This window comes from Glaciimonas sp. PCH181 (genome assembly GCF_003056055.1).
Classification (GTDB): domain Bacteria; phylum Pseudomonadota; class Gammaproteobacteria; order Burkholderiales; family Burkholderiaceae_D; genus Glaciimonas.
In genome coordinates, this window is record NZ_PYFP01000002.1 from 559,975 (window position 1) to 573,726 (window position 13,752).

16 protein-coding genes are annotated in these 13,752 nt (G+C 51.9%); 9 read left to right on the forward strand and 7 right to left on the reverse strand.

The features are described 5' to 3' along the window. Position 1 precedes the first annotated feature (1 nt). The 6 genes from C7W93_RS15650 to C7W93_RS15675 all read right to left on the reverse strand — a co-directional run bounded on the left by C7W93_RS15650 (position 2) and on the right by C7W93_RS15675 (position 6,225). Positions 2–898 carry a phosphoribosylaminoimidazolesuccinocarboxamide synthase gene (locus C7W93_RS15650; RefSeq protein ID WP_108441184.1) on the reverse strand — a complete coding sequence of 299 codons (897 nt, stop codon included), beginning with the start codon at positions 896–898 and terminating at the stop codon, positions 2–4. A gap of 123 nt (positions 899–1,021) precedes the next feature. Further along, positions 1,022–2,086, reverse strand: coding sequence for a class II fructose-bisphosphate aldolase (fba, locus tag C7W93_RS15655; RefSeq protein ID WP_108441186.1), 1,065 nt, complete (start codon positions 2,084–2,086; stop codon positions 1,022–1,024). 45 nt (positions 2,087–2,131) lie between these two features. Continuing rightward, entirely contained in the window at positions 2,132–3,565 is a 1,434-nt protein-coding gene (pyk, locus tag C7W93_RS15660; RefSeq protein ID WP_108442151.1) for a pyruvate kinase, read from the reverse strand. A 116-nt stretch (positions 3,566–3,681) separates the two neighbouring features. Beyond that, complete coding sequence (locus C7W93_RS15665) at positions 3,682–4,875, reverse strand: phosphoglycerate kinase (protein WP_108441188.1); 1,194 nt, start codon at positions 4,873–4,875, stop codon at positions 3,682–3,684. A gap of 121 nt (positions 4,876–4,996) precedes the next feature. Beyond that, a complete protein-coding gene (locus C7W93_RS15670; RefSeq protein WP_108441190.1) occupies positions 4,997–5,320 on the reverse strand; it encodes an AzlD domain-containing protein in 324 nt (107 codons plus the stop codon). Continuing rightward, entirely contained in the window at positions 5,317–6,225 is a 909-nt protein-coding gene (locus C7W93_RS15675) for an AzlC family ABC transporter permease (protein WP_225869904.1), read from the reverse strand. The genes C7W93_RS15670 and C7W93_RS15675 overlap by 4 nt, the downstream gene beginning before the upstream one ends. A 246-nt stretch (positions 6,226–6,471) precedes the next feature. Between C7W93_RS15675 and C7W93_RS15680 the strand changes: the two genes are divergently transcribed. From C7W93_RS15680 to C7W93_RS15700, 5 genes are all read left to right on the forward strand, one after another. Next, entirely contained in the window at positions 6,472–7,392 is a 921-nt protein-coding gene (locus C7W93_RS15680; RefSeq protein ID WP_108441192.1) for a branched-chain amino acid transaminase, read from the forward strand. A 121-nt stretch (positions 7,393–7,513) separates the two neighbouring features. Next, positions 7,514–7,723 carry a zinc-finger domain-containing protein gene (locus tag C7W93_RS15685; RefSeq protein WP_108441194.1) on the forward strand — a complete coding sequence of 70 codons (210 nt, stop codon included), beginning with the start codon at positions 7,514–7,516 and terminating at the stop codon, positions 7,721–7,723. A 149-nt stretch (positions 7,724–7,872) separates the two neighbouring features. Continuing rightward, positions 7,873–8,304, forward strand: a complete 432-nt coding sequence (locus C7W93_RS15690) for a nuclear transport factor 2 family protein (RefSeq protein ID WP_108441196.1) — start codon at positions 7,873–7,875, stop codon at positions 8,302–8,304. 261 nt (positions 8,305–8,565) lie between these two features. Continuing rightward, complete coding sequence (locus tag C7W93_RS15695; RefSeq protein WP_108441198.1) at positions 8,566–9,537, forward strand: YheT family hydrolase; 972 nt, start codon at positions 8,566–8,568, stop codon at positions 9,535–9,537. A gap of 79 nt (positions 9,538–9,616) precedes the next feature. Beyond that, on the forward strand, positions 9,617–10,228 hold the full coding sequence (locus C7W93_RS15700) for a DUF2946 family protein (protein WP_108442153.1): 612 nt from the start codon (positions 9,617–9,619) through the stop codon (positions 10,226–10,228). Between the two features lie 16 nt (positions 10,229–10,244). Here the strand turns inward: C7W93_RS15700 and C7W93_RS15705 are convergent, their stop codons facing one another. After that, positions 10,245–11,768 carry a M48 family metalloprotease gene (locus C7W93_RS15705; RefSeq protein ID WP_225869905.1) on the reverse strand — a complete coding sequence of 508 codons (1,524 nt, stop codon included), beginning with the start codon at positions 11,766–11,768 and terminating at the stop codon, positions 10,245–10,247. 251 nt (positions 11,769–12,019) lie between these two features. On the opposite strand from C7W93_RS15705, the gene moaC reads away from it, so the two are divergent. From moaC to C7W93_RS15725, 4 genes are all read left to right on the forward strand, one after another. Beyond that, positions 12,020–12,526, forward strand: coding sequence for a cyclic pyranopterin monophosphate synthase MoaC (gene moaC, locus C7W93_RS15710; RefSeq protein WP_108442154.1), 507 nt, complete (start codon positions 12,020–12,022; stop codon positions 12,524–12,526). Positions 12,527–12,618: 92 nt separating this feature from the next. After that, positions 12,619–12,822, forward strand: coding sequence for a hypothetical protein (locus C7W93_RS15715; RefSeq protein ID WP_108441202.1), 204 nt, complete (start codon positions 12,619–12,621; stop codon positions 12,820–12,822). 188 nt (positions 12,823–13,010) lie between these two features. Then, positions 13,011–13,208, forward strand: a complete 198-nt coding sequence (locus tag C7W93_RS15720; RefSeq protein ID WP_108441203.1) for a hypothetical protein — start codon at positions 13,011–13,013, stop codon at positions 13,206–13,208. A 271-nt stretch (positions 13,209–13,479) separates the two neighbouring features. After that, positions 13,480–13,743: a DUF2164 domain-containing protein gene (locus tag C7W93_RS15725; RefSeq protein WP_108441205.1), complete on the forward strand. Its 264-nt coding sequence runs from the start codon at positions 13,480–13,482 to the stop codon at positions 13,741–13,743. Positions 13,744–13,752 lie beyond the last annotated feature (9 nt).

Consider the following 13,752-nt stretch of genomic DNA (forward strand, 5'->3'; position numbering starts at 1 on the left):
ATTAATCCTTCAGTTTCTCACCAGTCAGGCTTTCTAATGCTTCACGATACTTGGCACCGGTTTTCTCGATCACGTCGGCCGGTAACGTCGGTGCTGGGGCTGTTTTATCCCAGCTGGTAATCGTTTCCAGATAATCACGCACAAATTGCTTATCGAATGACGGCGGAGAAATACCAACGGCATAGCTTTCTGCGGGCCAGAAACGTGATGAATCGGCGGTCAATACTTCGTCCATCAAATGCAGCTTGCCATGCTGATCGAGGCCGAATTCAAACTTGGTGTCGGCAATGATAATGCCGCGTGTCGCTGCGTAATCGGCAGCGGTTTTGTATAACTGAATACTGATATCGCGAATGGTGGCGGAGAGCTCAGTGCCGATCCGGCGTTCCATGTCGTCGTAACTGATGTTCTCGTCGTGATGGCCCATTTCGGCTTTGGCCGCTGGTGTAAAAATCGGCTCATCGAGCTTGGCGGCTTGTTGCAAACCCACTGGCAACGTCACGCCACATACTGCGCCAGTCGCCTGATAATCTTTCCATCCCGAACCGATGATATAGCCGCGTACTACCGCCTCGACCATGATTGGCTCCAGACGTTTCGCAACCACCGCACGGCCACGGACCTGCTCGACTTCTTCTGGTGCAACCACGCTTTCCGGAGCAATCCCGGTCAGATGATTTGGCACAATAGCTGACAGCTTCTCAAACCAGAAATCACTCATCTGATTCAATACTTTGCCCTTGCCCGGAATCGGCTCATTCATAACGACATCGAACGCAGACAAACGGTCGGTGGTCAGTATCAGAATTTTGTCGGTGCCGACAGCATAGTTGTCGCGCACTTTGCCAGTACCCAGCAGCGGCAAAGAAGTAATAGAAGATTTGTAAAGACTAGTCATGGTGGTTCCAAAAGTAGAAGCCAGGCGGGGAGAAATTATCACCGCCTGGCCGTGTAGTGGGTTGCTGCGCACGCATAAAAGCTTGTTTAATCGCGATTAATTTAACCGCGATTTTGCAAGTTCTTATTGCACGATTTGCGCTAGTTCGCCTTTTTTGTATTTCTGTGCAATTTTTTCCAGCGACAATGGCTTGATCTTTGCTGCCTGACCTTCGCAACCAAACGCCAGAAAACGTGCTTTAACGACTGCCTTAGCAGCTTCGCGTGCTGGTTTCAGGTAATCGCGTGGATCAAACTTGCTTGGATTTTCCATCAAATAACGACGGATCGCGCCGGTCATTGCCAGACGAATATCGGTATCGATATTAATCTTGCGTACGCCGTGACGAATACCTTCTTGAATTTCTTCCACAGGCACGCCGTAGGTTTCTTTCATGTCGCCGCCAAATTCGCGGATTTCAGCCAGCAATTCTTGCGGTACGGATGACGAACCGTGCATCACCAGATGCGTGTTCGGGATACGTACATGAATTTCCTTGATCCGCTCAATCGCCAGAATATCACCAGTAGGCTTGCGTGAAAACTTGTACGCGCCGTGTGAAGTACCGATTGCAATTGCCAGTGCGTCGCATTGGGTTCTTTGTACGAAATCGGCGGCTTGCGCGACATCGGTCAGCAACTGTTCGCGGGTCATTTTGCCATCGGCACCGTGACCGTCTTCTTTGTCGCCCATCATGGTTTCCAACGAACCGAGCACGCCCAGTTCCGCTTCTACCGTGACACCAATCGCGTGGGAAAACTCCACCACCTTGCGCGATACTTCGATGTTGTATTCGTAGCTGGCGACCGTCTTGCCGTCTTCATTCAACGAACCGTCCATCATCACCGAGGTAAAGCCCGAACGAATCGCTGCCATACAAACCGCTGGGGTCTGGCCGTGATCCTGATGCATAACCACCGGAATGTGGGGATAGGCTTCGACTGCGGCTTCAATCAGATGACGCAAAAATGCTTCGCCAGCATATTTACGGGCACCCGCCGACGCTTGCATGATGACCGGCGCACCGACTTCATCGGCGGCTTCCATGATGGCCGTAACTTGCTCTAGATTGTTGACATTGAATGCCGGCAGGCCATAACTATTTTCAGCTGCATGGTCCAGCAGTTGGCGCATGGATACGAGAGGCATGTTGATACTCCAAAGGTAATAAAAATTGTGCTGTAGCCGGTGAAATCAATATTCACCAATCTTCATGATCTTGAACGCGTTGGTGCCGCCGATTTGCCCCATCGGCTCGCCCCAGGTCACAACGACTAAATCACCCGGCTGCACCACACCCTGCGCCACCAACAAATTCTGCGCGGCGCGCAACACAGCTTCGCGGTCGGTTGATTTGGCAAGTTCGAGTGAAGTAACGTTGCGATACAGCGCAGCCTTACGGCGCGTCTGCACGCTAGGGGTGATAGCAAAAATAGGGATATCGATATTGTGGCGGCTCATCCACAGGGCCGTCGAGCCGGATTCCGTCAGCGCCGCAATCGCCTTCACGCGCAAATGATGCGCGGTAAATAGCGCGCCATAAGCAATTGATTGGTCAATGCGGGTAAACGTCACATTCAGAAAATCTGCGTCGAGTTTGCAATCTTCCGACTTTTCAGCTTCCAAACAGATCGCGGCCATCGCTTCGACGGTCTCAACCGGATAACGACCGGACGCGGTTTCTGCCGAGGTCATGACAGCATCTGTACCATCCAGCACGGCATTTGCCACGTCGGATACTTCGGCCCGGGTCGGAACGGCGTTGACGATCATCGATTCCATCATCTGGGTCGCCGTAATCGTCAATTTATTCGATGCCCGCGCCATCTTGATCATGCGTTTTTGCAATGCTGGCACAGCCGCGTTGCCGACTTCTACCGCCAGATCGCCACGCGCGACCATGATGCCGTCGGACGCGTCCAGAATCGATTGCAAAACCGGAATCGCTTCAGCGCGTTCGATCTTGGCGATCATCATAGGTTTGTGATCGTAGGCTTCGCCAGCAACGTTTGCCAATTGCCGCGCCATTTCCATATCGGTGGCATTTTTTGGAAACGACACCGCGACATAATCCGCCTGAAAACTCATCGCAGTCTTGATGTCTTCCATGTCTTTCGACGTCAGCGCTGGCGCAGACAGGCCGCCGCCCTGACGGTTAATGCCTTTATTATTCGACAACTCGCCACCGACTTTAACGACGGTGTGTATTTCGTTACCGATAATGCGCTCTACCACCAACACAATCAGACCATCATTCAGCAATAAAACATCGGCGATCTTCAAGTCACGCGGCAAAGCTTTGTAATCAAGTCCAGCGCGTTCCTGATTGCCGAGTTCGCAATCGGAATCGAGTACAAATTTCGCACCATTCACTAGTTCGATCTTGCCATGTTCAAATTTACCAACGCGGATTTTAGGTCCTTGCAGGTCAGCCATGATCGCCACCTGACGCCCACATTTGGCCGCTATTTCACGTACCAGCATGGCGCGATCGATATGATCCTGCGACTTGCCATGTGAAAAATTCAACCGCACGACATCAACGCCAGCATTAAACATCCGCGTTAATGTTTCAGCGTCGCTTGATGCTGGTCCAATGGTGGCAACTATCTTCGTAGCTCTTTGCATCACAGTCTTTAACATGACAACCTTTATTGGAAGTGAAGTGGTAAAACTAGCGGACTGCTAAATGCTGAATATCTCATGCTGATAATGCGTGGCTAAATGGCTAAGCGCTTAAGTGTTTACTGTGAAGCACGTTGTTGCAAAATCTCCACCGCAGGCAAAGTCCGGCCTTCCAAAAATTCCAGAAATGCGCCACCGCCGGTGGAGATATAGCCAATTTTGTCGGCAATCTTGTATTTCGCAATCGCTGCCAATGTGTCTCCGCCACCGGCAATCGAGAATCCTTTTGAGTCGGCAATCGCATGCGCCAGCACTTTTGTGCCTTCGCCAAACTGGTCAAATTCAAATACACCAACCGGTCCGTTCCACACGATCGTGCCGGCCTGCGCAATTTGCGCCGCCAGAATCGCTGCTGTTTTAGGGCCGATATCCAGAATCATGTCGTCGTCTTCAACGTCTTTGACGTCTTTGACCGTGGCGGTCGCGGCTGCCGAAAATTCTTTCGAACAAACCACATCCACCGGAATCGGCACCGATGCGCCACGCTTGGCCATCATGTCGATAATCGCCTTGGCTTCGCCAATCAAATCGACTTCTGCCAGCGATTTGCCGATTTTAAAACCGGCTGCCAGCAAAAATGTGTTCGCAATCCCGCCGCCGACGATCAGATTATCGACCTTGTCGGCCAGCGCTTTTAATATAGTTAATTTGCTGGATACTTTGGAACCGGCAACAATCGCCACCAGCGGACGCGCTGGCTGATTCAGTGCTTTACCTAACGCATCCAACTCGGCGGCCAGCAAAGGTCCGGCGCAAGCGATAGGCGCAAACTTGGCAATCCCGTGGGTCGTGGCTTCGGCGCGGTGAGATGTACCAAACGCATCGTTGACGTAGATATCGCAGAGCGCGGCCATCTTTTGCGCCAACGCATCGTCGTTCTTTTTCTCGCCTTTGTTAACGCGACAATTTTCCAGCAATACAACTTGGCCCGGCGCGATTTCAACGCCGTCCAGCCAGTTTTGGCGTAGCTCTACCGTTTGATCCAGCAGCTCTGACATACGAACCGCAATCGGCGCCAAGGTATCGGCGGGTTGAAAGTCACCTTCTGTCGGACGGCCCAGATGCGAAGTCACCATCACCGCAGCGCCAGCATCGAGTGCCTGACGGATCGCTGGGATTGAGGCGCGGATGCGGGTATCTTCAGAGATACTACCGTTGTTGTTTTGTGGCACATTCAGGTCGGCGCGGATAAATACACGCTTGCCTTGCAGTTGGTCTTGCGCGATCAAGTCGCTCAGTCGATTAAATTTCATGTCGATCAGGCAGATATCCGGGTGGAAAAGGCGCTATTTTACCCCACTAGCCTCTGAAAACACCGTTTTTGGCGAGTCTTTCCCGGGTGCAACATAATGCGGCAGTGCTATTTGTAACAAACTACACAGCCAGACGTAGAACGGTAAACAAGCCCATGCCGAGTACCAGTGTTGCCAGCATGCGCCGCGTCCATAAAAAGAAAACCACCGCGCCGATCCCCGCCAACAGCCGTGGATTGTCCATGCTGAGGTGGATAACACCACCGGTCAGCGCCAAATCCGGTATCACGATGGCTGCCAGCGCTGCGGCGGGCGCGTACCGTAATGCGTGTTGCACTTTGGGCGGCAACTTAACGGCATGACCGAGTAAAAAAAATGGGCAACGCGTCACCAGTGTGGCTAAAACCATACAACCGATGACTATCCAGATGTCCAGTTCGTTCATGATCGGTCTTCCCTATTAGCGCTTATATCTGTATTCAAAGATGGGGCGATGCCCGATAACCTCTCTGTTTGCCGCTTTTCGCTCCAACTATCGGCCATCACCGCCGCAATCATGCCCAGTATCACGGCCAATAACAGGCCAAGTCGATAAGGCAGCCCAAATGCCAGCACAGCAACTGTCCCGGACACGATGACGCCCACCAGCGCGGAGGTATTAATCGTCATCGGGACCATTACCGTTAGCAACGCCAACGTTCCGGCAAAGCCGATGCCCCAACTTGTCGGAATATAGCCAGACAGGAAAATACCGACGATCGAACCTCCTTGCCAGGCGATCCAGCTAGCATGGCTAATGCCAGAAAAAAAGGCCAGTTTTTCAGGGACGGGATGCGCGCCTCCCAGAGGATAACGCTGGGGAAAATAGCCCATCGCCAGATCGGAATTGAGATAGCCATTCCATAGCCGCAAGTGCCACGGCAGATGGGCAAAATGCGGCCCGATTGCTGCGCCGAAGATCAGAAAGCGCAAATTCACGATAGTCGCGGTTAAGAAAATCACCAGAATCGGTACTTGCGCGGCAATCAACGGCAATACAACTAATTGCGCCGAGCCTGCATAGACAAAAATCGACATACCGAGCGCATGCCACAGCGTCAACCCTGACTTCACCATCGCCATCCCGGACACTGCTCCCCAGGCGGCAATACCGGCCAAAGAGGGCGAAACAACCTTCAAAGCATGACGATAAGCGCGTTTTTGGACTTGATCCATGGCTGCGGCGATGGACGCCGGCTCGATGTTAGCGGTCTCGGCGAGGTCAATGACGTCGGTAAGTTGGGTCGCGCTACGTTGCGACAAAGCCGGTGACTTAGGTGGCTGAGTTCGCTTATCTTGCTGCTGATTCATGCTGTTCCGGGTGAAAAAACGTCTAGGACAGGCAAAGCGCGACAACGCCTGACAACTTTTGCTTATTTATCGGGGAATTGAGTGACATTAAAGCAACCCCATCGCCCGTAAATCTCTATCCGAAACTGTCATTCTACAGAGTTCAGATGTTCTGAATCCGTTAAAATGTTGGATTAACGCAGATGATTGTCGTTGTTGGAAACGGCTCAGCGTTCCTCATATAACTGAATCACCGGAGATTTCACTATGTCCATGGCAGACCGCGACGGAAAAATTTGGAAAGATGGTCAACTAGTCGATTGGCGTGACGCCACCGTTCATGTGCTCACCCATTCGCTACATTACGGCATGGCGGTCTTTGAAGGCGTGCGCGCCTACAAAACTGACAAAGGACCAGCGATTTTTCGCTTAAGAGAGCATACCCAACGCCTGTTGAACTCTGCCAAAATTTTCCAGATGCAGGTTCCGTATGATCTGGAAACACTGATCGATGCGCAAATTCAGGTGGTCCGCGAGAACAAGCTGGAATCCTGCTACATGCGTCCGCTGATCTGGATCGGCTCGGAAAAAATGGGCATCGCCGCCCGCGACAATACGATTCACGTCGCCATCGCCGCCTGGCCATGGGGCGCTTATCTGGGTGAAGACGGTCTGGCGAAGGGTATCCGCGTTAAAACGTCATCATTCAGCCGCCATCACGTGAACGTGTCGATGGTGCGCGCAAAAGCCAGCGGTTATTACATCAATTCGATTCTGGCTAATCAAGAAGCGCTGACCGACGGCTATGACGAAGCGTTGCTGCTGGATACTGACGGTTATGTCTCTGAAGGATCAGGCGAAAACGTATTTATCGTCAAGAATGGCAAAATTTACACGCCAGACTTAGCTTCTTGTCTGGATGGCATTACGCGCGACGCCGTATTGACGATGGCGCGCGACAACGGTATCGAAGTAATCGAAAAACGCATCACCCGCGATGAAGTCTATTGCTGCGACGAAGCCTTCTTCACCGGCACCGCTGCCGAAATTACCCCGATCCGTGAGTTGGACAATCGCACTATCGGCGAAGGCAAACGCGGCCCGATCACAGAAAAAATCCAAAGCCTGTTTTTTCAAGTAGTCGCGGGTAAATCATCCAAGTATCAGGAATGGCTGACGGTGGTATAAATCCCGCAATATCAATAACCATCGGTAAAACTCGGGCAAGTTGCATCAACCTGCCAACTTGCTCCGAGCGCACCATGTTTCAGCAGATAAAATCCAGCAAGCCCGCAATTCGGAGAATTAAATGAGTACAGCAACAAGCGCAACAAACCCGCAAGCCGCAGTCGAACTGGATGGCAAAGATTTGCCAGCGCATTGCCCTAACCCACTGATGCCAATATGGTCGTCACATCCACGGGTATTTCTGGACCTGACAAAAACCGGCCACGCCAAATGTCCCTATTGCGGCACAGAATATTGTATGAAGCCGGGCGCAGTGATCAAGGCCCACTGACGTTATTCAGTAGCAACTAATGAGACTAATGCCGTTAATTAGCCAACTGAGACGCATGAAACGCTGATCTGAAAAGTATATAAGGGGGTGCTGCTCCCTGTGTGTTTTTTGTATCTGACTTTGTCGTTAACAGAAGTACAGGAGTAAGCATGCCACGCGCAAAATTAATGCACGGCTCAGCCGATGATACTGAAACCGCTTTTTACGACGCGCTTGGCCGTGCCGATATCGAAGCCATGATGGCGTTATGGGCTGACGACGAAGAGATCGTCTGCGTCCATCCCGGCGCGCCGCGTCTGGTCGGTCACGCTGCAATTCGGGGCGCTTACGAAAGCCTGTTTGAGCGTGGCGGCGTACATATCCGTACCCGGCAAGTACATGTCTCACGCAATATGTCGACCAGCATTCACAATCTGGTGGAAGACGTTAATCGCAGCGGCGATCTGGGTCAGGAGATGCATATCCTGACAACCAACGCTTACCTGAAAACGCCTAAAGGCTGGCGCATCGTATTGCACCATGCGTCGATTGCTCCCGGTCAGGCACCGGAAGATATTCTGGCCACAAGCTTGCTGCACTGACACTGTACTAGCGCGCTGATGAAGAATGCAGTAGCGGCGCGCAGCCAATAGCCAAGGCAATAAACAGAGGGGAAACAGAAGGAATTTAGTGTGCCGATGACGGTCCCATTGCAGGACCGTTTGCATGTTGCAGGGCTAACAAATAGTTGTAGAAATCACAAAATTTTGATGGCTTTTACAGTATGTTCAGCAGTACGATAGAAGCGTCAGCAGTTGAGCAGCGCCCTTCAGCATAATTGCATTATTAACCAGAAGCGTCGCATGGCCTCCGTCCTCCCCCATCAGCCTTACATCGCTCCGCTATGGTTACCGGGCGGTCATTTGCAAACTATTTATCCCTCGACTTGCATCGTCAAACCAGCCGTTGCCTATCGACGCGAGCGCTGGGATACGCCGGATGGCGATTTCATTGATATCGACTTCGTCGACGGCCAGCCGGGCAAGCCAATGGTGGTCATGTTTCACGGTCTGGAAGGTTCATCCGACAGCCATTATTCCCGCGCACTGATGGCGTATGCGGCCTCGCTGGGCTGGTCCGGTGCCGCGCCGCATTTTCGGGGTTGCTCTGGTGAAATCAATCTTGCACCGCGCTTTTATCATTCTGGCGACACGTTAGAGGTCGATTGGATTTTGCGTCGTTTAGCGGCCTCACGGGGACAAAAACAATTCAGCAAATTGTTTGCCACAGGTGTCTCGCTCGGCGGTAATGCGTTACTGTGCTGGCTGGGCGAATCACAACAACAGGCCCGCATCGTGGATGCTGCATGCGCCATCTCGGCACCGCTTGATCTGGCAGGTGGTGGCATCGCTTTATCGCGTGGCTTTAATAAGATTTATACACGGGTTTTCTTGCGCACCATGAAAACCAAATCGCTCGATAAACTGGCGCAATTTCCCCACTTGTTTGACCGTGAACGGATGCTCAGTGCCCGCGATTTACACGCTTTCGACAATGTCGTGACCGCGCCCTTGCATGGCTATCGCAATACCGAAGATTATTGGGATCGGGCCAGCGCCAAACATGTCTTGAGCGATATTGTTGTGCCGACGTTAGTGCTCAATGCCAAGAATGACCCGTTTCTGCCGCCGCGCCATTTACCGCACAGCGCCGCGGCCTGCGTCACGCTGGAATATCCCGAACAGGGCGGCCACGTCGGCTTTCCCGTCGGTTCCCCGCCAGGCCGCGTGGACTGGTTGCCGCAACATATCGTGCAATTTTTATTAGCCGCCTAAAACCTGGAATGCCTTCCCATTGCAGCAAAATTGGGGCGCGCAAACTCACGTAGCCACATCAAATAAGGACCGCATCAGCATGGATGAAATCGTCAAGAAAGCAATGAGTAAATGGCCCGATGTGCCAGCTTGTTTCGGCTGGCTGGCACTGGATGCACGTGGGGCATGGCGCATGCGCGATGAAGAAACGCAGCGCAACGATTTGCCCGGCAACAAAATCATGCACACCGCGTTATGTGCCTTCATCAACCGTAATTACAGCGTCGATGCAGAAGGTCGTGGTTACTTTCAAAATGGCCCGCAATGCGTGTACGTCGATCTGGCGCTGACACCGTATATCGCCCACACCGATCCTGTATTGGGCTTGGTGCTACAGACTGGCGAAGTATTCAACGCGATTGATGCCGTGCTGCTGACCGAACATGGGCAACCGCTGTTTGTCGCAGACAACAAGGTCGCCGCGCTGGATGATCGCGATATCGCAGAATGGATGACCAACCTCCGCATCGACGGCAACCTCGTCGCCGACGATGCGCTGCTGGAATGGCTGGCTTCTGCATCAGACCAAACTACGCTGACCTGGCAATATAAAGAAAAACCATTGGCAGTGACGCGCACAACGGCGGATGACCTGCCAACCAGATTCAAATTTCAGCAGCGTCCACGGCAGCCTGATTCATCACACTCGTAGACGCTTTCCATCGTTTTCAACGATCTTTGGCATCCGCTTGTTCGTCTTTCCAGCGTTCCTTCAATTCCCGTTCGCGGGCATCGATGACGGCTTGCTCGTAGAACTGCGCATCGGGGGCTTTACGTGCGATATCGAGCTGAATAATGGCAGCGGGCAAACTGCCCATTAGCGCATAGGATTCTGCCAGTGCCATATGCTGCAACGCTTGTTTGCCTTGCGCGGCATAGGCCTTAGCCAATAAATCCTGAATATCCGCATCCTGCCGATACAACTGCGCCTGCTCACGTAAATACACAGTGGCCTGCGCAGGTTGCTTGTTGGCGATCAGCGCATTGGCGTATTGATGCGCCATGCTGCGCGATAACGGAAACTGATCGAGCGCGGCAGTTACCGATTTCAACGCTTCGCCAGTCTGATTCGCCGCCGACTTAATTTCGATACCTAGGTCGGTCAGTACCAGACTTGGCTTGTCCGGTGCTGCTGCCGCATTCGCTTCTTTTAAAAGACGTTCAGCTTTTTCATAGGCGCGCTGTTTTAACGCCACAAACGCCATGCCGTATTTTGCGGCAACGGTTTGCGGCTTGATATTTAGCCTGAGTTGATTCTCAAAAATTAATTGCGCATCGCGCAAACCCTTCTCAGAGCTATCTTGCAATACGCGCGCCCGTGCCCGAATCAGCTGGAAATCCAGACTATCCGAACGCTGCCGATAACGCTGATCGCGGATACGCGCTTCGATATCGGCAATTCGCTCAGTGGTCAAAGGATGGGTCAATAAATAAGGCGGAATGGCGTCGGAATAATTCCGCGAAGCCGCTTGCAAGCGACCGAAAAATGCCACCATGCCGGTCGTCTCAAAACCGCCCTCACCCAAAATCGCGACGCCGATCCGGTCGGCTTCGCGCTCTGCATCACGACTGAAACTCAGTTGCCGTTGCATCGCAAAACCTGTCCCGCCCATCATGATCGCCGCGCCCGCATCGCCACTGCCGCGCATCGCCAGCGCACCCAGCAACATGGACGCCAGCGCAATCATCGAATCATTTTTTTGCTGCCCTAACATCCGCGCCAGATGGCGCTGCGTGACATGACCAATTTCATGCGCCAGCACAGAGGCCAGTTCGGACTCGCTTTGCGCCGCCAGCAACAAGCCGGAATGCACGCCGATAAAGCCGCCCGGCAATGCAAACGCATTCAAAACCGGATCACGAATCGCAAAAAAGAAAAAATTGAAATTTGCTTCGCCCCTGACGGCGGGCCGCGCCGCCACCAGCGTATTACCAAAATCATTCAGATATTCCAGCAGCGGACCATCGTTCAGATAATCGGGATCGCGACGAATATCGCGCATCACTTCTTCGCCAACCTTGCGCTCCATGATCGGCGACAAAGCCGCGCGATCTGCGTCGCCCAATACAGGCAAATTTTGCGCAGCAACCCGCGTCGGCGCCAGCACTGTAGACACGCCGAAACAGGTGGTCAACAAAGCGACTAACAATAGTTGCCGTAAGCGAAATAAAGGAAACTTGGAGCAATGCATAGGCATCGGAACGAAATAATCGTAAAGGTTCAAAAGGGGACGAAAATACAAAACCGCGATGCTATGATACCAACAGACAATGTTTGTTCCTTATGCGGCCACAGCATCAGGCCGGATGACATGTGGATCAAACAGCATTACAGCATCATGCGATGACAACGCAGCAAAATTTTGATCTTTTTTTTGGTTTGAATGCGCATAAGGTCATCGTAAACCGACAATCTCGTTACTTCTATCCGAACATTCCCGCCATGACACACAAAACGCCAGCCCCCTCTCCGTTAACCCATTTTGACCAAACCGGTCAGGCCCATATGGTGGATGTCGGCGCTAAACAAGACACGCACCGCATCGCCGTCGCCAGCGGCACCATCCGCATGCAACCAGAAACGCTGTTGCTGATTACCTCTGGCACGACAAAAAAAGGCGACGTCCTCGGCATCGCCCGCATCGCCGCGATCATGGCCACCAAACGTACCAGCGACCTGATCCCGTTATGCCATCCATTAGCGCTGACGCGGGTAAAAGTCGACTTTTCTATCGACGCGCAGCAATCCAGTATTAGCTGCACTGCACAAGCTGAAACGGTCGGTAAAACAGGCGTTGAGATGGAAGCGCTGACCGCTGTGCAAATCGGCTTACTGACAATTTACGATATGTGTAAGGCGGCAGATAGAGGAATGGTCATGACGGATATCCGGGTGCTGGAAAAACATGGTGGGAAATCGGGCGATTGGACGGCGGATATGGACAAATGATATTGGCAAAAGGCTGAGCAAAAAATTAGCAAAAACGTCATCATGACGTTACGCAACCGTAAAATAAACTTCAATCGGAATAAGGAAAAATAATGAAGCTGACTTATTGGATTGCAGAAAATGTGAATGGCGAGAAAACCGATGCCATCATTGCCCGAACCAAGCATGATTGCGAACAAAAGGTGCTTGCGTATGCGATTGCCACCGAATATGGGCAGCCGATAAAGAAATCCTTCCTATACAACGACGCGTTCGATTTGTTTGAGATTGCCACGAGTAAAGACGGTGGACGATGATCGTTGTTGCCGTCTTGGCATGGCATTCCATCATTGACATATAGTTGCCTAATAAATACGCAGACTATTTCTTATGCGAGGCCAAGGTTTTACCCCTACTTGGCTGTCAACCAAATGCATGATGCAACGTTTTTAGGGTATGCCGCCTGTTGCGGATCGTGGACGTTAACTTTTCGAAGGATTGAAAAATGAAAAAGCTACTTAGCATTGTCGCACTTGTCTTGGCATTTACACCATTTGCGCATGCACAAGGATTAGTTGGACATGAAAATGCGCGAAACGACCGACGGGCTGAGGAGCTACAGGATCGCGCAGTCGTTGCGCATCGGCATCATATGGCAGCAAAACACATGCGCCATGCCAAGCGTCACCACGTTTATCATTAATAAATTCACTAGTCTGAGTCGGTTTGGTTAACGCTTCATGCGTTAATCGGTCATACTTTTTGCCCCTGGTAAAAGTATGACAAACCGACCACTCCCCTCTGCCTGTACTGGCTTCAAGACTACCATCTGCGTCATTTAGTCCGAACGGCCCGCTCCGCAGGTCGGGTTGCACTCTGATTTTCCTGAAAAGTCCCTAATACTTTTAAACGCTTTCAACACTGCGCTGCAATATAATATTTCGCATCCAAACTTTGCCAGACGGCATGCCAACATGACCATTGAATTAGAAAAAGAAACCCGGCAAGAAGCGATTAAATCCATCGAACGCTACTTTGTTGAAAACATGGAAGAACCGATCGGCAATCTTCAGGCGGGCGCATTATTAGGATTTATTTTAGAGGAAATAGGACCGTCTATTTATAACAAAGCCGTCCTGGATGCGCAGGAGCGACTGCAACAACGTGTTCAGGAATTGGATATTGAGATCCACGAGAAAGAGTTTGGCTATTGGGGAAAAAATAAGCGGTCGCGCTGACGCCAGCAA